This window comes from Fructobacillus durionis (assembly GCF_900112405.1).
In the GTDB taxonomy this organism is placed as follows: domain Bacteria; phylum Bacillota; class Bacilli; order Lactobacillales; family Lactobacillaceae; genus Fructobacillus; species Fructobacillus durionis.
The window spans coordinates 1-23,189 of sequence record NZ_FOLI01000003.1; the positions used below are offsets into that span (position 1 = coordinate 1).

22 protein-coding genes, 1 tRNA gene and 1 other annotated feature are annotated in these 23,189 nt (G+C 43.5%); of the genes, 8 read left to right on the top strand and 15 right to left on the bottom strand.

The window, feature by feature from the left end; genetic code table 11:
• Nucleotides 1-55: 55 nt before the first annotated feature.
• Nucleotides 56-1,018, bottom strand: a complete 963-nt coding sequence (locus BMZ93_RS03415; protein ID WP_091502249.1) for an Abi family protein — start codon at nt 1,016-1,018, stop codon at nt 56-58.
• Nucleotides 1,019-1,445: 427 nt separating this feature from the next.
• Here BMZ93_RS03415 and BMZ93_RS03420 point away from each other — a divergent pair, with 427 nt between their 5' ends.
• Together BMZ93_RS03420 and BMZ93_RS03425 are read left to right on the top strand one after the other, a co-directional pair.
• Nucleotides 1,446-2,186 (top strand): hypothetical protein, encoded by a 741-nt coding sequence (locus tag BMZ93_RS03420; RefSeq protein WP_091502251.1) that lies wholly within the window; start codon nt 1,446-1,448, stop codon nt 2,184-2,186.
• Nucleotides 2,187-2,289: 103 nt separating this feature from the next.
• Nucleotides 2,290-2,766: a pyrimidine dimer DNA glycosylase/endonuclease V gene (locus BMZ93_RS03425; RefSeq protein WP_091502252.1), complete on the top strand. Its 477-nt coding sequence runs from the start codon at nt 2,290-2,292 to the stop codon at nt 2,764-2,766.
• Between the two features lie 81 nt (nt 2,767-2,847).
• Here BMZ93_RS03425 and BMZ93_RS03430 read toward each other — a convergent pair whose 3' ends face one another.
• The 4 genes from BMZ93_RS03430 to BMZ93_RS03445 form a co-directional block, all read right to left on the bottom strand.
• On the bottom strand, nt 2,848-3,897 hold the full coding sequence (locus BMZ93_RS03430; RefSeq protein ID WP_091502254.1) for an ABC transporter permease: 1,050 nt from the start codon (nt 3,895-3,897) through the stop codon (nt 2,848-2,850).
• 126 nt (nt 3,898-4,023) lie between these two features.
• Nucleotides 4,024-4,599, bottom strand: coding sequence for a TetR/AcrR family transcriptional regulator (locus BMZ93_RS03435; RefSeq protein WP_091502256.1), 576 nt, complete (start codon nt 4,597-4,599; stop codon nt 4,024-4,026).
• A 45-nt stretch (nt 4,600-4,644) separates the two neighbouring features.
• Nucleotides 4,645-5,169 (bottom strand): GNAT family N-acetyltransferase, encoded by a 525-nt coding sequence (locus BMZ93_RS03440; protein ID WP_091502258.1) that lies wholly within the window; start codon nt 5,167-5,169, stop codon nt 4,645-4,647.
• A 95-nt stretch (nt 5,170-5,264) separates the two neighbouring features.
• Nucleotides 5,265-5,336, bottom strand: a tRNA-Gln gene (locus BMZ93_RS03445).
• Between the two features lie 231 nt (nt 5,337-5,567).
• Between BMZ93_RS03445 and BMZ93_RS03450 the strand changes: the two genes are divergently transcribed.
• Both BMZ93_RS03450 and BMZ93_RS03455 read left to right on the top strand, forming a co-directional pair.
• Nucleotides 5,568-6,266 carry a GntR family transcriptional regulator gene (locus BMZ93_RS03450; RefSeq protein WP_091502260.1) on the top strand — a complete coding sequence of 233 codons (699 nt, stop codon included), beginning with the start codon at nt 5,568-5,570 and terminating at the stop codon, nt 6,264-6,266.
• 80 nt (nt 6,267-6,346) lie between these two features.
• Nucleotides 6,347-7,528, top strand: coding sequence for an ATP-binding protein (locus BMZ93_RS03455; RefSeq protein WP_091502262.1), 1,182 nt, complete (start codon nt 6,347-6,349; stop codon nt 7,526-7,528).
• A 47-nt stretch (nt 7,529-7,575) separates the two neighbouring features.
• Here the strand turns inward: BMZ93_RS03455 and BMZ93_RS03460 are convergent, their stop codons facing one another.
• The 6 genes from BMZ93_RS03460 to BMZ93_RS03485 form a co-directional block, all read right to left on the bottom strand.
• Complete coding sequence (locus BMZ93_RS03460) at nt 7,576-8,241, bottom strand: YoaK family protein (RefSeq protein WP_143404273.1); 666 nt, start codon at nt 8,239-8,241, stop codon at nt 7,576-7,578.
• A 138-nt stretch (nt 8,242-8,379) separates the two neighbouring features.
• Nucleotides 8,380-9,075 carry a methionine ABC transporter permease gene (locus BMZ93_RS03465; protein ID WP_091502265.1) on the bottom strand — a complete coding sequence of 232 codons (696 nt, stop codon included), beginning with the start codon at nt 9,073-9,075 and terminating at the stop codon, nt 8,380-8,382.
• Nucleotides 9,072-10,151: a methionine ABC transporter ATP-binding protein gene (locus tag BMZ93_RS03470; protein ID WP_091502267.1), complete on the bottom strand. Its 1,080-nt coding sequence runs from the start codon at nt 10,149-10,151 to the stop codon at nt 9,072-9,074. The genes BMZ93_RS03465 and BMZ93_RS03470 overlap by 4 nt, the downstream gene beginning before the upstream one ends.
• 39 nt (nt 10,152-10,190) lie before the next feature.
• On the bottom strand, nt 10,191-11,030 hold the full coding sequence (locus BMZ93_RS03475) for a MetQ/NlpA family ABC transporter substrate-binding protein (protein ID WP_091502269.1): 840 nt from the start codon (nt 11,028-11,030) through the stop codon (nt 10,191-10,193).
• A gap of 11 nt (nt 11,031-11,041) precedes the next feature.
• Entirely contained in the window at nt 11,042-12,373 is a 1,332-nt protein-coding gene (locus tag BMZ93_RS03480; RefSeq protein ID WP_091502271.1) for a M20/M25/M40 family metallo-hydrolase, read from the bottom strand.
• A gap of 59 nt (nt 12,374-12,432) precedes the next feature.
• Nucleotides 12,433-13,272 carry a MetQ/NlpA family ABC transporter substrate-binding protein gene (locus BMZ93_RS03485; protein WP_091502273.1) on the bottom strand — a complete coding sequence of 280 codons (840 nt, stop codon included), beginning with the start codon at nt 13,270-13,272 and terminating at the stop codon, nt 12,433-12,435.
• Between the two features lie 77 nt (nt 13,273-13,349).
• Nucleotides 13,350-13,612 (bottom strand) — a binding site (T-box leader).
• A 289-nt stretch (nt 13,613-13,901) separates the two neighbouring features.
• Between BMZ93_RS03485 and BMZ93_RS03490 the strand changes: the two genes are divergently transcribed.
• The 4 genes from BMZ93_RS03490 (at nt 13,902) to BMZ93_RS03505 (ending at nt 19,867) form a co-directional block, all read left to right on the top strand.
• Complete coding sequence (locus BMZ93_RS03490; protein WP_091502275.1) at nt 13,902-15,887, top strand: mucin-binding protein; 1,986 nt, start codon at nt 13,902-13,904, stop codon at nt 15,885-15,887.
• Nucleotides 15,888-16,228: 341 nt separating this feature from the next.
• A complete protein-coding gene (locus BMZ93_RS03495) occupies nt 16,229-18,907 on the top strand; it encodes a cation-translocating P-type ATPase (protein WP_091502277.1) in 2,679 nt (892 codons plus the stop codon).
• A gap of 4 nt (nt 18,908-18,911) precedes the next feature.
• Nucleotides 18,912-19,349 (top strand): chemotaxis protein, encoded by a 438-nt coding sequence (locus tag BMZ93_RS03500; RefSeq protein WP_091502279.1) that lies wholly within the window; start codon nt 18,912-18,914, stop codon nt 19,347-19,349.
• A gap of 155 nt (nt 19,350-19,504) precedes the next feature.
• Nucleotides 19,505-19,867, top strand: coding sequence for a hypothetical protein (locus tag BMZ93_RS03505; RefSeq protein WP_091502281.1), 363 nt, complete (start codon nt 19,505-19,507; stop codon nt 19,865-19,867).
• Nucleotides 19,868-19,926: 59 nt separating this feature from the next.
• On the opposite strand, the gene BMZ93_RS03510 is transcribed toward BMZ93_RS03505, so the two are convergent.
• From BMZ93_RS03510 to BMZ93_RS03525, 4 genes are all read right to left on the bottom strand, one after another.
• On the bottom strand, nt 19,927-20,163 hold the full coding sequence (locus tag BMZ93_RS03510; RefSeq protein ID WP_091502283.1) for a hypothetical protein: 237 nt from the start codon (nt 20,161-20,163) through the stop codon (nt 19,927-19,929).
• A gap of 232 nt (nt 20,164-20,395) precedes the next feature.
• Nucleotides 20,396-22,105, bottom strand: a complete 1,710-nt coding sequence (locus BMZ93_RS03515) for a BspA family leucine-rich repeat surface protein (protein WP_159427785.1) — start codon at nt 22,103-22,105, stop codon at nt 20,396-20,398.
• A 564-nt stretch (nt 22,106-22,669) separates the two neighbouring features.
• The gene (locus BMZ93_RS03520; RefSeq protein WP_091502287.1) at nt 22,670-22,861 is read right to left on the bottom strand and encodes a Blp family class II bacteriocin; all 192 of its coding nucleotides are present in this window, start codon (nt 22,859-22,861) and stop codon (nt 22,670-22,672) included.
• Nucleotides 22,862-22,869: 8 nt separating this feature from the next.
• Complete coding sequence (locus BMZ93_RS03525; protein ID WP_091502288.1) at nt 22,870-23,109, bottom strand: Blp family class II bacteriocin; 240 nt, start codon at nt 23,107-23,109, stop codon at nt 22,870-22,872.
• Between the last annotated feature and the right edge of the window lie 80 nt (nt 23,110-23,189).

A 23,189-nucleotide genomic window follows, 5' to 3' on the forward strand; every position in this document is an offset into this window, starting at 1 on the left:
CCGTTAGTCGGCACTATTAGATAAAGAAGGTCATCGCTTAGATGGCCTTCTTTTTTTATATTATTTTTTTAACTCGCTGTTGAATGTTAATCGGTATTTGCCCAAGTATATGTCTCATCGGTCCTTCATTGATTGGAAGAAGGCTATCGAATATATTTAGCAGGTTTATTAACTGATCCTTGAATATTTGACGTTCACTCTGTTTTAAGAGAATACCAATAACCAGTAGAAGGCCGAAAAAGTCTTGTTGTCCATAGCCTTCATTGAACTCTTCGTCGGTGATTACCTCTTCTTCGTAAAAAGAACGGATGTAGGAGAGAGTGAGAGGGGCTTTTGAATGGATTTGGACAATGGCTTCACCATGGGCCAGTCCGTTTCTAAAATCAATTAAATAATCAATTGTATTCTGGAAAGCAATTAATGTTTCTTCATTAATTGACGCAGGAATGAAAAAGTCAGTCATCACTTTTTCACGTATGTTGGTGGGGCTAATTTGAAACCAACAGTTAAACTGCCCAAAGGAAATGTTTTCAATTAATATCCAAGGCGGCACGTTACCACTAAGGCGATAAGCAAGCAATGTTTTAGAGACGTTTTTACTTTGTTGGTTTTTATGGTGTAAGGTGTGTAAAACTTGTTTCGTTAATTGTCCCCGTTTACTGTAAATAACATTTGATAAATAGTTGCTTTCTAAGGTGCCAAATTGTTGAGCAAGCTCATATTGAAAAACTGATTTCATATTTTTTTCAATCGACAGGATGGCTTGTAGAATTTCAGAGGCGAGTCGGTTCTCCAGCATTTGAATGACCCCAAGTGTTTCGATTGAAATGCCATCAATGAAAGTCTCAGTGTCTGGCCCTTTGCGTAATGAATCCTGATATTTATCGATTAGATTATGAAAGGAGTATTTTTTGAGTGTGCGGAGAGCGGTGTCCTTTTTCTGTATCGAAATATTATATTGTTCTTGAAGGCTTTGAAGCTGTCTTTCCCAGTCAAGAAAGGTAGTGGTTTCGATCATATTATCTCCCCCTAACTATGCAGCAATCTGATTAACATCAGTTTTAAGAGTTTAATTGGAATAGTATTGGTGAAGATATTTTATCATAAGATACGAACAAATGTTCGCATCTTTTTTGTTTTTAATCTATTTAGGACCGGATTTTAAAAGGATAGAATCGTTCAAATCCCCATTCTAAAGGCCTTAGTTCTATTCGAAGGAACCGATTAAGACGCGTAAACGTTATGGATGAAAGGCTTTTGAAACAAAGAAACAGTTCATAAATGAAAAGCGCATATTATCAAGCATGGTTGTCTGTCTTAAAAGTCTTATTATTGTAAGAAATATTTCTGTTAAATAAGGTCAATCTTTTTGCAACTTCTTGATATGCCTCCGAAATCTCCACCCTGTTATTCTGAGTAGGTTAACTCAGTTATGGAGAAAAATTATGAAATTAAAAGTAATCTTATTAAGCGGCGTTACCGCCATTGCCCTTGCATCTGCATCCGGCGTTACTTATATTCAAGCACAGAGCACACACCATAAGGCAGTACAGGCCAAGGCACTAAAGGTTGAACAAACCAAGGCTAAGGCGCAGAAGTTGGCTGCTAAGACCTCTGATGCCAAGAAACAAGATGATACACAGAATAACGCTCAAGATCAGAAGCAAGAACAGACTCAAACGGCAGCCCAGACCCAGCCGGAAACTGCTACGAATACTCAGGCTGATACTGAAAAGCTAGCTGCTACGGATGCCTCAGCAACTGCTACGCAAACGCAACCTACTTCAGCGGTTAATACATCACCAGCACCGAATGCTGCTGCCCCTAAGGCAACACGTACGGATGGTTTTAACTTCTTAGGTAAGCATTGGGATATTACGACATTTTCTAACACTAGTGGTGGGAACACGCCTCGTTGGACACCATATATCTTCCAGTGGTCAGCGATTCCTAACTACTACTTAGCTGAAGCTGCATCAAGTGCTGGTTCTGCGGTTCGTCAGCTTTCAGTAGGGGATGAAGTCGTGGTTAATGGACAGACATACCATGTAACCGACATTCGTCACGGTATGAAGCGTTTGGATTCTTTGGAGACTGTTGAAAATTTGACTTCAACACACGCAATGGGACTCCAAACTTGTGATGATGCTACTGGAACTTACATTTCAACTTACTGGTTTGATTAATTGTATAAATGAAAAGTCGCTGCTTTGGCAGCGACTTTTTTATATAGAAGAGCCCTCTAAAATTCCGTATAATGAATAAAAAACATCAGAATGGAGATTTGCGATGCGCTTATGGCATTATCGATTAATACCGACACTTTCACGTCAGAACCTTTTGGGTCAGTGGCGGGAATGTTTGGCCATTACCGGGGCCATTAGCAAGAATGGTGAGGTTAACCACGCTACCGTTAACCGTTTGAATGACTATCCGATTGAAGATTTAGAGATATACATCGAGTTAGTGAAACGGGAAATGAATCGACGGGGTTATAATACCACGGAAAGGTCCCATCAGAAGCTGAAAAAGGATATTGGATACGATTGGAACCGGCCGATACAATATGAAGAAAATGGACTGGGAGATGTCTACTTTACCAGCGGAAAAGAACTTTTTGAAGGCTTTCATAACAAGCGCTATCTCTGGCAGAACTTGTACATGATGCAGGAGAAGGCGGATACTGATCAGCTGACGCAAGCAGAGTGGCAGGCGATGTTAGCTTCCCTAGAGGGTAAGTATCCGGAGGTATTATCATTACGTTAAGCCCTGTATGTCATTGTAAGAACAAAAAAGCAGCAACTTGTTTTCTTCAAGTTGCTGCTTTTATTTATAAAAACTAGTTATTTAGACAGTTTCAACAAGAACTGACTTCTTACCAATCTTGAAGAGAATCATACCTACTACAATGTATGTTAATAGAACGCAGACTGGCATGGCAATGGCGTTACCATCGAAGAAGGTAATGTTACGCAAAAGCGTTCCAGTTGCACCAGGTGGCAAGAGTTGTCCTAAGAATCCCCAGCCCTTAGGCAACATTTCAGGGGCTGATCCAAGACCTGATAATGGGTTACCAAGCAAGATCAACATTACGGCGGCAATTCCAAGTCCACCATTTCCCATGACTTCAAGCAAACCAAGAACAAAGAAGGCTGTTCCGGCAATACCGAGCATTGCGCCAAGTGAAGTTAGGAAGTAGTTACCGTCAAAGGTACCGATTCCGAACTGGATAACGGCAACCAAACCGAGACCACCGATGATGGCGAAGGTGATGGCAGCCCAGAACTTTTGCTTCTTACCCTTAACCATGTTGGCGATGGCAACAGTACCAATCCAACCACCAAGAGCGATTGGCAAGGCGCCGGCAACAAGTCCAGCACCCTTTGTATCGCGAGATGGGAAGGACTTCAATTCCTTAACAGTCAACGTCTTGGCATCGATTGCTTGAACCTTAGCATTTAAAGTCTTTAACACGTTGGCATCAGCTGCCTGTGCTTGCATTGTCTGAATTTGTGCCTTGGCAGCAACCTTTTGCTGGGTAACAACGGCATTACCGATTGTTTCTAAGGCTTGTGCAACAGCAGTTGAAGCTGCAGTTGCCTTGTATAAAGTCATATCGCCAGTTTCTGAAATATCAAAGGCGCCGTAAATCTTACGTTCGTTAACGGCAGTCTTCATTGCTGAAACTGACTTATACTGTGTAACATCGAAGCCCTTCTTATCGAGTGGCTTGGCCATCTTCTGGTAGACTTCTTCGTTTGTTGTGACGATTCCGATTGGAACGTTGTTCACACCTGAGTTAACGGCTGGCGTGGCAAAGGCGGTCATCATAATTGACAACACAACTGTCAAACCAACGGCCAAAGTCAGGATGAACTTTGGGGTTGATGCTTTCATATTAATTTCCTCTCTATCAATAAACTATCGTTAAGTATAGGGAGTTTTAAAAAATAAAAAAACCAACAAACGTTGGTTAAAGGTTGGATAACTTAAGTTAATAAACATTTTTAAAACAAGTGTCGGTTATTTAATCAGTTGAACGACTACTTTAGGCATGACTTCTTTAATGATGTTAGTGAATTCCTCGGTGCTTTCGGCGAAATCCTTTTTAACCCAAGTCGTTAACATAGTGCTAACACTGGAGGTTAAGAGGACCATAGCGTAGTCGCGAGGAATGGCTAGGTGTTCATCGTCGATGGCAGAAGAGAAAGTTTCCATACCACGTTCCTGAAGGTGACTCTCAAAGGTGTGACCAGCGTTGTCAGAAAGCATCAGTGCAACTAACTCACGGTGTTGGTTAATATTTTGAACAATATGAATGGATCGTTGTTGAAATTGTTCAACGAGGGGGCCCCGAGTAGACCAGTCGACGTCAGGAAGGCCGTTGATTAAGTTATCAAGAAGTTCGTCTTGCATCTTATCCATTAAATCGTATTTATCTAAATAATGGGCGTAGAAAGTTGAACGGTTAATGCCGGCTTCATCAATAATCATTTTAACCGAAATTTTGCTGAAATCATTCTTTTTAAGTAAATCTAAAAATGAATCTTGAATCGCTTGGTCCGCCTTTGAAAAGCGCATGTCTTTTTTATTAGTCATAGTAAATTTTCTCTTTGAAAAAATAAGTAATTACTACTTTATTGATTAATCAACCTTTGGTTCTGTTGATGTTGGCTGACGGAAGTCATCCGCAAAGAGACCCATCATGTATGAGTCATGGTACTTTCCCTCAGCAAAGAAGTGGTGCTTCAAGCAGCCTTCTTCTTCAAAACCAATTTTCTTATAAATATGAACGGCAGCCGCGTTATCCACGTCAACGTAGAGGTAAATCTTGTGCAGATTCAAAACGTTGAACCCGTATTCAATACCAGCTCGCATTCCGGCTTGTGCCAATCCGTGCCCCTGGAATTTTGAATCAATAATGATTTGAATTTCAGCGTGTCGGTGAATGGTGTTAATTTCCATTAATTCAACAACACCAGCAAATTCACCATCCTTTTCGATGACGAAACGACGTTCTGTTTGATCGAGTACGTGTCGGTCGTAAAGCAAAGTCAATTCGTCAAAGGAGTTATATGGTTCTTCGAACCAAAGGGCCATAACGGAACGTGAGTTCTTTTGGCGGTAAATGTGAGGCAGGTCTCGTTTCTCTAATGGGCGGATATTCATGGGGGCTCCTTTTATATTTTTTAATATCATAGCATATTATACGCCGTAAAATTAATCGTAAAAAAAGCGGAACCAATCGGTTCCGCCTTTAGGTATTGCCCCTGCTGGATTCGAACCAGCGCATAGTGGCACCAGAAGCCACCGCCTTACCGCTTGGCCAAGGGGCAATTACTTGATATATATTAGCTAATTTTTGAATAAAATGCAAGGGGTTGCGGGTAAAAAAGTCGATTTTTTTATTTTTGCTTTAACTCTTTTGGCTTATGCTTTTTTTAATGGTTTACGATAGCAAAATGGTATTTGAATTATCAGACTAGACCAATTATAATTATAAAAGATGACACATGGGGATAAAGTCCATACTAAAAGGTACTTATCCAATTGAGGAGGTTTCTACCATGGCTATACCACGGTATATTGAAATTCATAATGAGATTCGTCAGCGCATCGCGGCGGGTGAATGGAAAACAAACAAGCGCTTGCCCGCTGAACGTGAATTAGCCGCATCGTTTAATGTCTCCCGAATGACCTTGCGACAGGCCATTCAAACTTTGGTAGACGAGGGGATTTTGGAACGCCGTGTTGGTTCTGGAACCTTCGTTGCCGAGAAGAAGGTTTCGGAACGTGCCCTGGGCGTAACCTCCTTTACCGAACTGATGAAAAAGTCCGGTCGTAAGGCACAGTCAGTTACGGTTTCCTATAAGGTCACGACACCATCTGTTTCAGAAATGGACCACTTGAACTTAAAGGCTGAAGATGAAGTCTTAGTGATGGAACGTTTGCGTTTGGGGGATGATGAACCCATTTTGCTCGAACAAACGACTTTACCAGTGAAGTTAGTGAATAACTTTACCCGTTCAGAACTAACGGAGTCCCTTTATAAGACGCTAATTGACGCCGGCATCCAACCTGGACGTGCTAACCAAACGATTACCGCATCGCTTGCTACAGAACGCCAGGCGGCACTATTAGAAATTAAGCGGGGTGACCCAATCTTGGCTGTCCGCCAGGTTTCTTACGATCAGCAGGACAATCCATTTGAATACGTTCGTTCCTATTACGTTGGGGACCGATTCGAATTTAAGTTAACACGATAAAGATAATTAAGTCCTCCGCCAAAGCGGAGGGCTTTTCTGCTAAGATAGAGCTAAGTATTTGACGCAGTGGGGTGAAACAAATGGCAGATGAAAAAGTAAAACTAAACCTGGGACAAGGTGCCTGGCACCGAGCTATTTCGATTGATTATGCCGACCTTTTGTCAAAGCATTTGCTCATTATGGGCCAGACTGGTTCTGGTAAATCTACTTCAGCTAAGCAGATTATTAATGAATTACAGAAAAACAATGTAACGAACATGGTTTTTGATCCGACAGGGGAGTACAGCCGTGATCTCAATAATCGGGTAACCTACAAAGTTGGTCAGAATGCCTTTATCGACATCCGTGCTCTGTCGGCCGAAGAAATTACGAAATTACTGGGCTTGAATTGGAATGGAGAGTTAACTGCCAAGCTTCAGTCGGCTATTATTTCCCTACGTATCCAGTCTGTAATTAACCCCTATTCCCGTGAATTGTATTCCAAAGTCAACCGGCCGGTATCCGAGTTTGAGCGTTCTGAACAGGCACTAACGATCCTGAACCAAAACTATGCCATTGAGCTCTTGGCGAAGCAGCTGGTACAAGAATTTGTAGTTCCCTTTGCAGACGAAAGGTCGGATTACAGCGTCCTTGGGCAAGAACTTGACCGTGCTCGAATTCAACAATATTGGCCTCAGATTCAAGAGCTTGAACAGTTGTTATCTGATGATACCTTAAATCGAATCTTCCACTTTCAAGCGGTTGAGTCAAAGACGACCCAATACGATTTGCCCTTTATTCTAAAGACTTTCGAGGGAAAGGTGAACCAAAAGCGTTCGTTAATTATCGATTTATCTGCCTTACAGCCTTATCCAGCCGTTCAGCAACGAGTGCTATCCTTTTTGATGGATACTATCCTATTGAATCGTTTGGCTAGCCGGACTGAACGACCAGTGGCTGTCTTTCTAGATGAGGCCCATCGTTACATTCCCTTGGACCAGGCAATCAATGAAAACGGACTCTTCCACTTACTACGAGAAGGTCGAAAAGTTAATCTGAACGTGGTCATTTCCACGCAGTCCCTACAAGATCTACCAGAAGCATTACGGGGGCAGCTGGCAAGCAATTTGGTACACCGCTATCAATCAACTAACGATTTAAGTAGTTTAATGCTTTCAAAGCGCTTTTTAAAGAAACTACCACAATTACCAGTGGGAGAGGCTTTGCTGTTAGGAAATGGAAAGCCTTCGATTATTGCTGTTCAAAAACCCGAATCAATGTAAAAAAGTCCGTCTTGCGTAGATTGCGCAGGACGGACTTTTAAAATATTTTAGTTCCAAGCCACGATGTGACTCATGCAGAGCGTTAGAAAGGCTGAAAAAATGATAGCGAACTGGCCGACCATCGGAATCAATAGGCTGATGGTTAAGGCACCGATAAAGAAGGAAAGCATGACGCGCAGTAGGTCATGGGTGCGTTCAACCATCTTGGGGTCGCGCTGGATAAAGCCTTCGTAGGCGGCTGCACAGAGTGTTCGCAGGTTTCCAGTCATCAAGAGGGGCATAAAGGCGTTCCCCTTTAAGACGCGGAATTCTTGCAAAGCAGCAGCTGCTGTAATGGAAAGAATGGCAGTTCCAAAGACGTTTGGAACAGAGCGGCCAATTAAAGCGGACAAAGTTAGTAGAACTGTCATATAAAGTAAGACATACTGACGTTCTTTTGTACGAGAAAAGTCCATTTTGACCCGGTAGTGTTGGAACAGTTTAACAACTAGGGTTCCAAGGGCAAAGGCCATCAACGAAAAGGCGTACTGCCCGGCGTTGCCCCATTTAAATTGGCTGATGTTAATACCGAGTAGGACGATGTTTCCGGTTTGTAAGCCCGCGAAAACTTGTCCGTGCATGTGGTATGAATAAGCGTCTAGTGACCCTGCTGTCATGGTGAGTAGACTAGCAAAAAGCACGCGCTCATGGGATGGGAATCGATTTTCTGTCACTTTTCAAGACCTCCGACAAAGAAACATTGTACCAGTAAATTGCTTGAAAATGTATAAGAAAATTGTTTTATTTAAGTGACATTTTTTAAAATAATAATCAAAAAGTCCTGTGCATTCGCACAGGACTTTTAAAGTGGATTATTTGTGGTTGTACTTACGTGCCAACCAATCACCAGTGACTTGGACAATGAGGACCATGACCAAGACAATTAAAGTGGCGAAGAGAGTGGTGTCATTGGCGAAACGGTTATACCCGTATGCAACGGCCATGTTACCAATACCACCGGCACCGATGGCACCAGCCATAGCAGTCAAACCAATCAATGAAATCAAGGTTACCGTTGAAACACGGATAATTTCAGAACGGCCTTCCTTAATGTAAACGCCGAAGACGATTTGGGAGAAGGAAGCACCAACCGCTTGGGCAGCTTCAACGATTCCGCTGTCCACTTCTGAAAGAGCAACTTGAATCTGACGGGCGTAGAAGGGGAAGACTCCCAATGAAAGGGGAACCAACGCAGCGTTAATACCGATTTGCGTACCAACAAGGGCCTTTGTGAAGGGCGCAATGAAGGCTAGCAAGATAACGAAAGGAACGGCACGGAAGATTGAGACGATCTTATCTAAAATCCAGAAGAGGGTCTTATTAGGCGTGATTCCTTTAGGACCCGTAACAACTAGTCCCACACCGAAGATGAGTCCGAGCAAGCCACCAAAGATGGCTGACCAGAAGGTCATGAAGAGGGTCTGGAAGATGGCTGTTCCCCAGCCAGTGTCGCCGCCCCATCCTTGGTAGACGACGTTTGGAAATGTTTCAGCAAACCATGTACTCATGCTTGTGCTCCTTTCAAAATGTTAACGGTCACGTTTTGTGATGCGAGGAAGGCGAGGGCGTCATCCAGGTTATCCTTTTCGCTTGAAAGAATGACCAAGAGTGAACCGACTTCAGTGCCTTGCAAGACTTCGATGTTTCCATAGAGAATGTTGGCAACAACGCCGAATTGTTCGTAGAGACTTGTAATCAATGGTTCGTTTGTTGAATTACCTGTGTACTTCAATTCTGCAAAAGTCTGACCGGCAGGGAGGTTCTTAACCGTTTCACTATCAGTGATGGCCTGGATTGCCTGGTCCTGGTTCGTTGCGGTTGCAATGAACTCCTTCGTTAACTCAGCCTGTGGCTTGGTAAAGATGTCCAAGGTTGAACCCTTTTCCAAAACCCGTCCATTTTGCATCACGGCAACCTTATCAGCGATGGCCTTCACGGCTTCCATTTCGTGGGTGATGAGCAGGACAGTCAAGCCGTACTGCTTGTTTAATTTCTTCAACAAATCTAAGATTTGACGGGTTGTCTTTGGATCCAAGGCTGAGGTTGCTTCATCGGAAATCAAGATTTCAGGGTCGTTGGCCAAGGCACGAGCGATAGCAACACGCTGCTTTTGACCACCTGAAAGCTGTGATGGGTACTGCTTAGCGCGGTCGGAGAGGTCAACCAACTCTAAGAGTTCGGCGACTTTTTCCTTTTTAATCTTCTCCTTTTCCTTGTTGTTTTCCAAGGCGAAGAGAACGTTTTCTTCAACTGTTCGTTCATTTAGGAGGTTGAAGTGCTGGAAAATCATGCCAATCTTACGACGTTTTTCCTTCAGTTCCTTACCCTTGATCTTCGTGGCAGCACCGTCGTTGGTCTTGCTGAAGAAAGTCTCACCGTTAATGGTGACGGAGCCAGAAGTTGGTTCCTGCAAGAGGTTGACGGTACGAACTAGGGTTGACTTACCGGCACCGGAGTAACCAACGATACCGTAGATGTCACCCTTTTGGACGTCAATTGAAACGTCTTGCACTGCGTGGATGGTTTTTCCTTTTGGCGTGAAAGTCACGTCAATGTCTTTTAATGAAATAATAGGGGCTGTCATGGGAAGCCGTCCTTTCTTTGGTTGCTTAGTTGATGATGATTAATTGAAGTCGCGGTCCCAGGCAGGTAATTCTGAATTACCGTACTGTTCCTTGATCACTTTCTTTACTTCAGGTGTCTGGTAGGACTTTACAACATCCTTGTAAAGCTTCTTATTTTGGTCCTTGCTACGGGCAGCAATGATATTGATCCAAGACTTGGAATCCTTGTTCAAAGGTTCTGTAAAGATGGCGTCCTTTGATGAAAGCCCAGCGGCTGTCGCAAAGTTTCCGTTGACGACAACACCCTTGGCGTCACCCAGTGTACGAGCCGTTTGGTCGGCAGAGATTTCCTTGATTTTAAGGTTCTTTGGGTTGGCCGTAATATCCTTGGTTGTCTTTAGGCTAGAACCCGATGAAAGTTTGATCAAACCGGCGTTCTTCAAAACGTAAAGAGCACGACTCTCGTTTGATGCATCGTTTGGTACCACGATGGTGTCACCGTCTTGGAAGTCTTCTACGGACTTGTAAGACTGGGAGTAAAGGTGGATTGGCGAAATAACTGTCTTTGCAATCGCCTTGATGTTGGTACCATTCTTACTGTTGTAGGCATCAAGGAAGGCGTAGTGCTGGAAAGCGTTCAAATCAACGTCACCGTTTTCAAGGGCCTTGTTTGGCTGGGAGTAGTCGGTAAAGCGCTTGAACTTAATGGTGATGCCATACTTGCTCTTGGCGGTTTTGGCTACTTGTGACCAGATGGCGTCATCTCGCTTGTTGGCGGACATGATTCCGACAGTGACTGTCTTCGTAGACTTTTGATTTGGTTGTACAAAGGAGAAGTACCCGAGAATCAAAATGACGAGGAGGACGATAGAGTTGATGATTTTGCTTTTCTTAGACATTATTCTTTTCTTTATTCTTTATAGCTAGCAATAATTGCTTTGAGGAACTCGACGTTTTCATCATAGTCCTTTAAGCGAATATTTTCATTAGGAGCATGGTCCAATGTGCCAGGGTAACCAATTCCCAAGGCAATAATTGGGGTGCCGGTTGCTTCGTAGGCGTAGTTCATTGGGCCGGTTCCGGCAGAGGTTGGAATCACAACTGGGTCTTCACCAGTTTCTTGCTTGCTGACATTAATTACACGTTCAATTTCGGGGTTGGTCATGTCGGAACGGTAACCACCCTGACCAAGGGTTTTCTCGACTTCGATGTCTTCAAAACCTTGGGCGACTAGGTGTTCCTTGATGGTTGTTAAAGTCTTATCGGGGTCCATGCCTGGTACTAGGCGGGCTTCGACTTTGGCAGTGGCTTCTGCAGGGAGAACGGTTTTCACACCAGCGCCCTGGTAACCGGTTGTAATCCCTTCAATGTTCAAACTAGGTTCAAAGTAAAGAGCCTGTTTCCAATCGTCACCACGCTTATCCGTTAGCAAGGGGGCTTCGATTTGATTCTTTTTGATGAAGTCTTCCTTTGTATCAGACAGTAGGTTGACTAACTTCCGTTCGCGCTGGTTTGGCTCTTTTACCTGATCATAGAAGTGGAGCACTTTGATGCGGCCGTCTGTCGAAAAGAAGGTGGCCAGTGCTTGAGACAAGCGCCAGGGTGCTGAATCAACAACCGTAGCTAATGATGAATGAAGGTCGATACCACCGGTCTTGGCCTTTAAGTTGAAAGTCACAATTCCCTTGTTTCCACCGGTAAGAACAACTCGCCCGTCCTTATCCTTAGAACCCGATTCCCAGATAATCAGGTCACCCTGAATTTCAGGATGTTCCTTAAAGTAGTCATCGAGATGTTGAGAGGCCGTTTCTTCGGAACCTTCGATAACGAAGAGAATGTTAACGGGAAGTTCCCCCTTGTTTTCATCAAGGTATTCAGCCAGCGCCGTTAGGCGGGCGGTGATGTTTCCCTTGTCATCGTCAACCCCACGTCCGTAAAGGTGACCTTCACGTTCTGTTAACGTCCAAGGATCGGATTTCCAGAGGTCGAAGGGTTCGGCTGGTTGCACATCGTAGTGGTTGTAGATGATGAGCGTCTTCGCGTTTTGCTTTTGACTTTTGAAAAGGCTGATGACGAGTGGGGCGAAGTAGTGGTCGTCAACTGTTGTTTCGCCACCAAGTTCGGTAAGGGCATCGGCGATTAAGTTTGCTGCTTCTGGTAGATGCTCGCGTTTAGCTGAGACGGAGGGGATGGCGACAAGTTCTTTTAGTAGGTCTAAGTAGGTTTCTCTTGCGATAGTCATGTGGTGTTTCCTTTCGTTTTGTTTATGTATGTGGGGAAGCCCCCACTTTAATAGAAGAATTAGTTAAATGAACGGTCCCAGGCAGGAATTGATGTGTCGCCGTAAGCCTTGTGGATGGCTTTCTTAACAGCATCTGACTGGTAAGCCTTTACAAAGTCCTTGTAAAGCTTCTTGTTCTTGTCCTTCTTGTTTGCAGCAATCAAGTTGACCCACTTTTCTGAATCCTTGTTCAAAGGTTCAGTGAAGATGGCGTCCTTTTCTGAAAGCTTAGCCGTTGAAGCGTAGTTAGCGTTAACAACCGCTCCTTGAACGTCGTTGATGGAACGGGCAGTTTGATCAGCTGACAATTCCTTAATCTTCAAGTTCTTCGTGTTCTTGGTGATGTCCTTAACCGTGACAAGGTCTTGGCCATCCTTCAAATCGATTAATCCGGCGTACTTCAATACCTTGAGGGCACGACTTTCGTTTGATGGGTCGTTTGGCACCACAATTGTGTCGCCGTCTTGGAAGTCGGAAACGGACTTGTAAGTGGTTGAGTAAAGGTGGATTGGTGAGATAACTGTCTTACCAATTGAAACGATGTCTGTCTTGTTCTTCTTGTTATAAGCGTCTAAGAATGCGTAGTGCTGGAAGGCGTTCACGTCGATGTCGCCAGAAGTCAAAGCCTTGTTTGGCTGTGAGTAATCTGTGAAGTACTTAACCTTAACGGTGATGCCGTACTTGTCCTTGGCTTCCTTCTTGATTGTGTCCCAGACTTGGTCGTCTTGCTTGGTGGCTGACATGCGACCAACGGTAATCGTCTTATCTTCCTTTGAGTCGTGGTTTCCAAAACTGAAGTAACCAACGGCTGCGACTGCTAGTACGGCAATACCTGAAATAATCCATTTTTTCTTTGACATAATTTTTTCTCCTGTACTTTTAGAAAGTATTTTTGTGAAGGTAACAAAAAAAGCCGCCTCTGTTTCCACGTGGAAAAAACAGAAGCGACTTCGCGTTACCATTCTGAGGTTGTCACACCGAGTTACCCCGATGCTACTCACTAACCATCGGGCCGCGGAGAATGATCCTAGCCGAATGGTGTGCCTTGGTAACGAAGGCCAACTCGTCAATCGCTAACGGTAAACCGATTCGCAATTGCCAATCACAGGTCATTTTCCCTACTGCCCGCACGCAACCTTTCACCAACCGGTTGCTCTCTACGCTTTGCTTAGCAGGTACTTTCCTGATCAACTTGTTTATGTATTGATATCTTGTTGATAATATTACCCGCTGTTTTGAAAGATGTCAACAAAAAAATGAAATGAAGATTAAAAGAAGGTTGTTTTAAAGGAAAATAACAACTTTTTATTCTAAAATTGTGAACGATATAGTGATAGTCAGGGGGTAAATCTGATACAGATGTCTCTTTTTGTATCGTGAACGTGACACATTTGACATATAGTTGTCGTGATTCGGTTGCTATTTTGTAATCTTGTAATAATATTGGTCTTGTGTCAAAAATTTAACAATCGGAGAAAATATAAACATAATGAAGCATCATAAATCAACTCAGCAGGCAACAGGCCGCGTCAAAATGTATAAGGCAGGAAAGCATTGGGCATTTGCCGGTATGATGACCTTAGCGCTATTAGGGTCAGACATTGCTGCCGGAGTGAACTATGTGAGTGCAGACAATAATGAAAAAACTACCCAGGCGACTGATAATCAAAAGGCGAATACGGTAGTCGGTTCATCAGCTCATAACTTTGGTACTGACCAGGGGACGCCTAATATTGATTGGAGTAACTGGCAGCAAAATGGCTCTTTCGATTTTTCTCAAGATAGTAATATTGATAAATTAACAACTACTGGTGCTGAAGAAACGGCAACGTTTAGCGGTTATCATGCAGGGGATACGATTGGGCGAAGCTATATTCAGGCAATTTCTATTGGGGTTCAAGATAGTAATAAACAGCCAATTTTATTAACAGACCTTGGTATTAAAAGTGAGGCTGATATAAAGGGTGCCACCATTACATTTCCTAATGGTAACGTTGAGTCAGTAACGCCTGGTTACTATATGGATGCAACGACCGCTCGTACCACGGATTTTTCAAAGGCCTGCTACATTGGTTATTACATTCATCAAGATCAACGTACTTCAATTTTCGAAGGTAATAAGGGGATTGACGAAGGCTATAATGATCAGGCAGATCTTAGCAAGTCACCAGCAACTTATCGCTTAAATGTTAATTGGAATGCGCCGGAAATTGATAGGTTACGTCAAAATGTTGTTTGGCAAAACGTTTCAACGATTCAAGCTACGTCGTTTCCAAATGTTGTAAAAGAATACTATGTGGATGCCGATACAGGTGAACAAATTGCTGATATGAAGACTCTTGGAAAAAACCAGAGGATAAATGATAATGTCAGTTTGACACCGGATGACATTCAAGGATACCAATTGGAAAAGACGATTGGTTACGATAATGGTATTGGTGACTCTGTTACATCGCGTGTTCTTTCAAATAACGAGTCACTGACATTAACTCCTTCGTATGAGACTAGCGTTATCCACTGGTACAAGAAGAGCGCTGAGCAAAACCAACATAAGGTGACGGTTAACTACATTGATGATGACGAGAATGGAAAACTTCTTCAGTCAGTTTCTTCAACGGGAATAACCGGCTCTGTTGACATGGATGTTGACATGTACATGGATAGCATTTCGCAGTACATTAATCAGGGCTATGCACTAGTTTCCAATAATTTACCAGCGATGATTCACTTTTCTGATCATGATTTGACTTTTGAAATTCACTTCAAGCATAACCACACGAATGTTGATCCTAAGCACCCTGCCAAGGGTGGTGACCACATTCCTGGTGGTTCTGCTAACTATCCAGATGACGTGAATAACATTCAACACCATAGCAAGCGTACGATTCACTACGTTGATCAAAGTGGAAAGACGGTTGCGCCAGACAAGGTTCAGGATGTTGATTGGTCCCGTGCGCTATCCATTGATGTCGTTACTGGAAAAGTCGTTGAAGATAATTGGACAAGTACAAATCCTTATTATGATGCTGTAATCAGTCCATCAGTCGCTAACATGACCCCGGATACCGCGTTAGTCAACTCCGAAAAGACGACAGAAAATTCAAATGATGAAGAAATTACGGTTGTTTATAGCGCGAATAACACGCCTGTCAACCCAAATACACCTTCAAATGGCGGTGACAACACGCCGTCTGACAATGGTGGAAATACTCCTGCAAATAACGGTGGGGGAAGTACTCCGGCAACCAATGGTGGCTCCGATAATAACAATAATCATTCGAATACCGCTGGAGAGAACCAGAATAACAATGGTTCTTCAAAGGCTGAAAAGTCTTTGAAAATGGCTGATACGAACAAGGCAAGCTTGCCAATGACTGAAAAACAAGTCCAAGCAGTTAGCGCTTCAGCAATGGCATTCGCAAGTGCTGGATTGCTCGCAACTGGTGTTTGGTTATTAAAGAAGTCCTCAAAGTAGGCGTTAACTAAAAACACCGACAGTGATGTCGGTGTTTTTCTTTGTTGATAAAATGACTCAAAAAAACCATCTAGGGCTTTGCCCGACTTGCTGATTCTTCATATTGCAAAATAGTTTGTTCTTTACAAAGGTACTTGCTATAATAACAGTAACAACTCTTCCTAAGGGAGTAACTGGCGACCTAGTCGTTGCTGAGTACCGTCAAACCGAGGTGTCACACCTTTTATCGTGCGAAAGCACCGGCTCAGCATTAAACAGCGAGACTTATGGGAGTAGGATTTTTTCCTACTCCCATAGGTCTCTTTTTCTTTCTCAGGAAGGTAATATAAAAGGAGAAGACGTTGAAAAAGTCATTTTATCAAGTGGACAGCCAGGAACTGGCGACTGATTTGAAAACAAATTTGCAGGACGGACTGACGACGGAAGACGCCAAGAAGCGCCTGGTCGAAAACGGACCCAATGCGTTAACGGCGAAGAAAAAGAAGTCCCTCTTCGCCAAGTTTGTTGATCAGTTTAAGGATTTGATGATTGGAATCCTGCTGGCCGCAGCACTGGTCGCTGCCTTAACCGGTGAGCAGACAGATGCCATTTTTATTTTGGCAATCGTCATTATTAACGCTATCTTTGGTGTTTTCCAAGAATCGAAGTCCGAAAACGCCATCGATGCCTTGAAGAAGATGGCAACGCCAAAAGCAACGGTCATTCGCGGCGGCCAACCGGAACAGGTACCGGCTACTGACTTGGTGGTTGGTGACTTGGTTTCCTTGGAAGCCGGGGATATCGTACCAGCCGATTTGCGTTTGGTTGACGTAATGAACCTGCGTGTGGAAGAGGCGGCGTTGACAGGGGAATCCGTTCCCGTTGAAAAGACGGACAAGACTTTGACAGAGGATAAGTTGCCATTGGGTGACCAAAGTAACCTAGCCTTTATGAACGCCCACGTGGTGTATGGCCGTGCCCATGGGGTAGTCGTCGCCACTGGTATGCAGACTGAGGTGGGTAAGATTGCCGGAGCTTTGCAAGGGCAGGACGAAACGAAAACACCATTGCAGGAAAACCTGAAGTCACTTTCAAAAGTCCTGACTTATTTGATCCTCTTCATCGCCGTTTTGACCTTTGTAATTGGTTACTTCACCCAGAATATGCCGGTTATTGATTTGATTTTGACGGCCATTTCGTTGGCTGTGGCGGCTATTCCTGAAGGGTTGCCAGCGATTGTGACGATTACCCTGGCACTAGGAACGGCCCGTATGGCCAAGAAGGCCGCTTTGGTTCGAAAGTTGCCAGCCGTTGAAACGCTAGGTTCAACTGACATCATTGGTTCCGATAAGACCGGAACGTTGACGCAAAACAAGATGACGGTCGAAAAAGTCGTCTTGAACGGCGAAATTGTTGATTTGGCTGGGCAAAACCCATTCGAATCCGCTGACTTATCCAAGGCTGCCGGTATTCTAGGCGACATCATGACTTTGAATAACGATAGCCAGTTGACAGCCGAAGGATTGGTCGGGGACCCAACCGAAACGGCCTTGATTGATTTCAACGAAAAGTACCGTCCAGAACGCTTGGCAGAACTTCGTGGTCACAACCGTTTGCAGGAAATTCCATTCGATTCAGAACGAAAGTTAATGACAACCATTTACGGTGCCGGAGATGTCTACCAGGTGACGGTGAAGGGTGCGCCTGATGCCATTCTGTCACGTGTTGATTCGGTCTTTGATAACGGGACCGTTCGACCTTTCACTGAAGCAGACTTGGCCCACTATCAAGAAGCCAACGGGCAGTTGGCTGACCAGGCCCTCCGTGTCTTAGCCTTTGCTGAGAAGTCTTTGGCAACACTGCCAGCCGAAGCCAAGTCCGATGAAATGGAAACTGGTTTGACCTTGATTGGTTTCGTGGCCATGATTGATCCTGAGCGTCCAGAGGTAAAAGACTCGGTTGCTCAGGCCAAGGCTGCCGGTATCCGCCCAATGATGATTACCGGTGACCATCCTCAGACAGCGGCAGCGATTGCCGGCCGTCTTGGTATCTTGGAAGAAACCGATGACCGAAGCCAAGCCGTGATGACGGGGGCTCAACTGGATGAATTGTCGGATGAGACTTTTGAAAAGCGGGTTGAAGACGTCAAAGTCTATGCTCGTGTCGCACCTGCCCACAAGGTTCGAATTGTGCAGGCCTGGCAGAAGAAGGGCAAGGTCGTTGCGATGACCGGAGACGGCGTGAACGATGCGCCCGCCTTGAAGGTTGCTGATATCGGGGTCGCCATGGGTATCACCGGAACGGAAGTTTCCAAGGAAGCGGCCGACATGGTCTTGGCCGACGATAACTTCTCAACCATCGTTTCAGCGGTTAAGGAGGGACGAAAAGTCTTTGCCAACATTCAAAAGGCCTTGCAGTACTTGCTGGCTTCCAACTTGGCCGAAGTCATTGCCATCTTCACCATGACTTTGCTTGGTTGGGAGGTCTTGGCACCGGTGATGATTCTTTGGATCAACCTAGTGACGGATACTTTCCCAGCCATTGCACTGGGGCTTGAACCAGCACAGCCAAACATCATGAGTCAGAAGCCCCGTGGTAAAACGGCGAACTTCCTATCCGGTGGGGTTGGGCCTGCCATTATCTGGCAGGGAATTGTGCAGGCGGCCATTGTGCTTTCTGTCTATGGCTTGGCATTGGCCTTCCCAGACCATGCTGGCTCAACATTAGTCCACGGGGATGCCTTGACGATGGCCTTCATGACCCTTGGTTTGATGCAGATGGTAAACGCCATTAACGTGAAGTCCGTTTACAACTCGGAGTTGAACGTGTCAGCCTTTAAGAACCACTTCTTCAATGGTGCGCTCTTCTTCTCTTTCATTGCCATGATGGCAGTTGTCGTGATTAAGCCATTGAACCCCATTTTCCACGTGACAAACTTGGATCTATACCAGTGGCTAATTGTCATTGGCGCATCCCTTTCTATCATTGTTATCGTTGAACTGGTAAAATGGGTACAACGAACATTTTTTAATCGAGGATAAGACATTGGCAAAATTTAACCCTAAACAAATGCAGTACTACGTAACGACTTTGCAAGAAGTTTTGCAAAACACTCAAGATACTGCTGATCACGTATCACCATTCTTCGTTAAGTTGGATGAAGCAAAGCAAGCTGATAAAGTCGCCGACATGGCCAAGGCCGAATTCGGCGAAATCAAGGCTGAATTTGACGATGCCGTTGCGGCATACGAGAAGAATGCTAAGACTTTGGCTGCCTTGCAAGTGCCCGTTCGCTTCATGGGCGTACACAAGACATTGGCAAAGGCCTATGCCGACTACGCTGCTGCTACTAAGATGATGGCAGACGCTTTGGATGAAAAGAACCAAAGCATCAATGAAGCAGACTTCGCTCAATCTGAAAAGGACCAAGAAACTTTCTTGGGCAAGATTCAAGCACAAGTTGCTAAGATTTTTGGAGCATAATTCAAAAGAAACACCTCTCAACGAAACGTTGGGAGGTTTTTTATATGATTTATTTCGGTCTACTTTAGCGCTGGTGGTATACTGAAAAAGTTATTTCCATCGCGTTTTAAAGAGATGGAATATTTTTAATATGATAATGAATAGGGAGAGCTTTAATGAAGTTGAAGGACTTAGCTGTGGCTAATGGTATTGTGGGCCTTGCCGGTGGAATTGTACTATTGTTTGGTGTTTTTATGGTGGCTGGTGCTGCTACTTCAGATATTCTTATCGGCGGGGATAGCATTTCACCAATGGTTATCATTTTAGGTTGCCTAAAGGTTGCGATTCTCACTTTGGGTATCATCGGCCTTACGGAATTTAATAAAAATCCGATTATTACGAAATCACCAAGTGTTTTGTTAATCGTTGGTGGAGCGATAGCACTTGTGCCCTTGTTAGGCTGGGTTGGAGGAATTATTTCAATTGTTGGTGGGTCGATGTATCTTGCTAATTTGAAAAAATTTGACGATGCCAAATAAAAACAGTCATTTTAAACTAAAAAAAGAGGCTAACAGTATTTGACTGTTAGCCTCCTTTTTTAGAATTGATAAGTCATTTTCTTCTGAAAACGACCAGATCGAATCTGCTGTGAGAGCTCTTTTGCCTGCTCATCAGCTGCTTTTTCCGATGAACAATACCACTTCTTATAAAAGGGGATTGCATTCTCAACGCAAACAAACCATGAACGTTTACTGGCAGAGTATCCTGAGTGAACGTAGAACTCAACAGTATCATTATTTTTCATTGGCTCATTTGAAACAGTAAAGTTTATCATGATGCACCTCCGAAAGCATTGCGTATTGATTTAATAGTAGTTTAGCAATCTTATATTTCGGCTATATGACTGATAAATTACGGCTTAGGGGCAAATTATAAAAATGTTACTAATTTTGAAATTTATTATTCGGTAAAAGGTGGAGTTCTCGTTTTATTTATAGCCGTTCTAAAGTAAAAAGACCTCCGAGTGGAATCGGAAGTCTTTTTTGTAATAATTTATTAATGAACGATTAGCGTTTCTTTGTTGTGAAATAAAGTCCGGCCGCGAGTGAAGTGAACAAGAATGGCACTGTGATAAAGACATTTTTGGAAACGACTTTGGCAGTGGCAGGTAAAGCAGCTGCAAGGGATTCGTTACCTCCCGTTGAGGGGAGGGTCAATGAGTGGTGAGAGGAACGGTTGTTGTTTGAATTATTCGTTCCATTGTTACTTGAATCGCTTCCACTATTGTTTGAACTTGGTCCGCCGTTATCATTGTTGTTCGATGGTGTATCCGCAGACTTAGCGCTGTAAATAACATTTACATTTTCAGTCTGTGCATCATTATCATCCAGAGTAGGAAGGTTTGTGGAAATTGTCTTAACATTCTTTCCGTTAACCGTTGGATTGATTAGCTGACCATCATTCAATGATTGCGGTACATCAATGTTGTCAAACGCTTGGTCAGCAGTTGAATCAGCTTCCCAATCTGAGTATGACTTGTAGTTCGTTCCTGCAAGACCCGTTACCGTACGGTGGAAGTGCAGTGTTTGCGTTGTTGGTGCTTGTCCAGTAATTTCATTACCGTTAGCATCAACGTAGTTAACCGTACGAGTGAGCGTTTTGTTTTGGGTTGTCTTTGTTAATGAAGAGCAAACGTACCAATCAGAAGTCTTTGCACCTGTGCTGAAAATATTTTGGAAGGCTGCCTTCGTAAGGAGGGTTCCCTTAGGATCTGTCACTGTTCCACCATTAACAGCAACGAATGCAGAATAACCGTTACCGAGCCCGGCATCGTTGTAGAAAGAAGCGCTAGGCAATTTGATGGCAAGTGTTGATCCATTACCAGTATTCTCAAACATATCGCTGACACCGGTTTTATCGAGAACTTTGTGTTCTGTCCCAACGGTAATTTTAGTTACAATTTTATCAGTGTTAAAGCTGCTGATATCAACTGACTTCAAGGCAGTTGAACCTTCGAAGAGGCTATGCATGTCTGTCAGGCTGGCCGTGTTGAAGTTGGACAGGTCCAGTGATTGGATGTTGGCCATGTGACTGAATGTATCGTTCATGAACACGACTTTGCTTGTGTCGAAGCTTGAAAGGTTTAAGGATTGCAAGCCTGATTCCATGAAGGTTGCCTCGAAAGTTGTTACATTGCTGGTGTTGAAACTTGAAAGGTTTACCGTCTGTAAATTATTGGTTTTAGTGAACATCCAGGACATATCCGTGACTTTGGAGGTATCAAATCCGGAAAGATCGAGCGATGTAATAGTGCTTTCCTGATTAAACATGGCGTTCATCGATGTTACGTTACTGGTATCTAGGTAGTTCAACCCCGTGAAGTCCTGCAGGGAGTGTAACATGGCAAAGAGACGTGTTGAATCCTTAGGTGCTTGAACGGTTTGCGTGAAAACAATGTGCTGAAGATGTTGAAAAAGTCGATCAATTCGTTGTTCATCATTAGAAGCAGGAGGTAATGTTCCCCCACTCGTGAAAGTCAGTGTATTGGTTGAATTATCATACGTATATGAAACGGTACCTAGCGTACCGGTGGTAACGTTAGTATCAGCACTGGCTGAAATTGTGCCGCTAGGCAATAGGTGAGTACCTTCGTTGGAAACAAGTGATCCCGCTCCCAGTAATGCTAACGTTGAAAAAGAAAGAACAACCCAGTTCTTCTTTATTTTGTGTAGAACCTTGTGTTCTTTTTGGCTAGCAGTTGTCAATGTGTTCTTCATTGTAGTTCGTATTTTCTCCAAGAAAAGTGCTACTTTCATTTAAATTATACTTTAGAAAATAGACACAAATTATTTTATATAAGATAAATTATAACATTTATATCATCTATATTTTATGATTGTTACATGGTAGGGCCTATTCATTCTAGTTAAGTAAGAATAAAATAAGATTAAAAGTAAGACAGAAATACAGTGGGTTGCTATCAGTTTTTTTCAATAGAAATTGCCAAATAGTGGTTTTAGAAGGGGTGTCAGGTTCTTGCACGCTACTGGTGGGTTGTTTTTCCCAGTTGGTGGCTTTGCCTTTGGTATTTTCTCAGGCATATAGGGTGTGATGCATCCATAAAAAGGAGACTTTATCGTCTCCTTTTTAATTTCTATAAATACCAGAAAAAGTTGGTGAAGTATGCCTTTAAAAATGATTTGGATTTATTTCCAGTAATCTTATTTGGTACTTGTCGATAATAATCATCATGTTTGGGAAGGGTTAAAACGAGAACGAGTAATGAATACCCAAAGAAGATGATTAATATGATTAGCCAGTTGCTCATGAGAGATGCTTATTTAAAAGAAAAACTGAAGGCTCGCGTCAGCAGCGGCAGATCCAGCGCAGCCCCCAATCGCATTGCCTCCAAACGCTGCTCCAAAAAGAGCTCCTTTGATACATGATCCACCCACACTTCCCCAATTAATTTTCTTTCCACCAGTAATTTTAGAAAGTTGATTATTATTTAAAACTTTAATTTCTAAATTCATAGATTCTCCTATCCGAATAAATATCCGCCAACACAGGCTGCTGTACCACCGATTGCACCAAGGTGGGCTCCAGCAATTGCTCCACCAATTGTTCCCACGGGGCCTCCGGCAAAAGTACCTGACATTCCGCCTCGCAATGCGCCCCATGCAGCACCAGATGCCATTGCCTTGTAACATTGGCCTCGGCTATATCCACCACTGATTTCTGCTAGTTCTTGCGAGGTTAAAGTATTGGTTAATTGATACATATTATTTCTCCTTTCTTTGTGACTTTTATGTTCGTCATAACTGTATCAAAGATTGTTTGGATAATTATTGACAAAATGTC